General features: G+C 68.5%; 2 protein-coding genes. One reads left to right on the top strand and one right to left on the bottom strand.

Features of this window, described 5'->3' with window-relative positions:
* Positions 1-183 precede the first annotated feature (183 nt).
* Positions 184-735 carry a GNAT family N-acetyltransferase gene (locus tag ACFVXE_RS39210; RefSeq protein WP_389678596.1) on the bottom strand — a complete coding sequence of 184 codons (552 nt, stop codon included), beginning with the start codon at positions 733-735 and terminating at the stop codon, positions 184-186.
* Positions 736-783: 48 nt separating this feature from the next.
* On the opposite strand from ACFVXE_RS39210, the gene ACFVXE_RS39215 reads away from it, so the two are divergent.
* Positions 784-1,112: TetR/AcrR family transcriptional regulator (locus ACFVXE_RS39215; RefSeq protein ID WP_389678598.1), on the top strand; the 329-nt coding region annotated here is incomplete at its 3' end.

Consider the following 1,112-nt stretch of genomic DNA (forward strand, 5'->3'; position numbering starts at 1 on the left):
CCTAAGGGCTGTCCATGACGAGGTCGCCACCCAGGTCGAACCCACGCTCGCGCGGAGTCAGACCCCTCCCTGCTCACCCGGCGGCATTCGGACTGGACCGCTGCTTCCGGCGTCCGATGAGCGAGTGAGCGTTCGCCGCTCAGCCCCCGGCCACCACCGTCGGTGCATGGCGGTAACTCTTGGTCACTGGTGATGATTTCGCCATTCGGGGGCGAGGATCGCCCACATCTGCTTGTCGTGACGGACGCCGCCGTAGGGCCAGCACTCGCGCTGTACGCCTTCGAGCGTCATGCCGAGCCGCCGGGCCACCGCGGAGCTGCGCTCGTTGTCGGCTCGGCAGTGCCACTCGGCGCGATGCATCCCCCGGGAGGCGAACGCCCACTCCAACAGCGCGCGACACGCCTGTGTGACCAGACCGTGGCCCTCGGCAGCCGGCTCCAGCCAGCAGCCGATCTCGCAGGAACCGAAGCCGGCATCGAAGTCCACGAACATCACGCCGCCGACCAGCGTCCCGTCGAGCCAGATACCGAAGAGGCGGCCACCGTCCGCGGCCTGGCGCTCGGCGTACCGGCTCAGTGTGGCCCGAGCCCCGTCGAGGTCGACGGTGACGAACCCCGGTCCGACCCACGGCCGGATGTGCTCGCGGGCCCGGTCCAGGTGGGCTGCGAACTCCTCGGCATGCCATATCTCCAGCGGGCGGAGGCGGGCGTCGTCCCGCAGGGAAAAGGAGAACATGATGACCCCATTCACATAACAAGCGTTACGGTTATGTACCGTAGCAGCATGTCACGCACCAAGGGGAACCACGAGGCTCGCCGACGCGACGTCTCCGAGGCGGTCTGGCGGGTACTGGTCGCGCACGGCTTCGGCGGATTGACGATGCGAGCCGTCGCTGCCGAACTCGACGCCACCACCGGACTGCTCACCCACTACTTCCCCGCCAAACGCGACCTGGTTGCGTACGCCCTCGACCTGCTCGACCGACGAAGCGCCTCCCGCCCTCGGCGCGCCGCAGACACAGGCCTGTCCGCCGTGAGGGCCGCGTTGCTGGATGTCCTGCCGCTGACCGACGAGGCCATCGACAGCAACCGGATCTGGGTGTCCTCCTGGGA

Origin of the sequence: Streptomyces sp. NPDC058231, from assembly GCF_042882275.1 — a bacterium.
Lineage (GTDB): Bacteria > Actinomycetota > Actinomycetes > Streptomycetales > Streptomycetaceae > Streptomyces.

What these genes read in the sequence shown, in the direction of transcription:
- ACFVXE_RS39210 (WP_389678596.1), bottom strand. Translation starts at nt 735, where the DNA reads ATGTTCTCCTTTTCCCTGCGGGACGACGCCCGCCTCCGCCCGCTGGAG.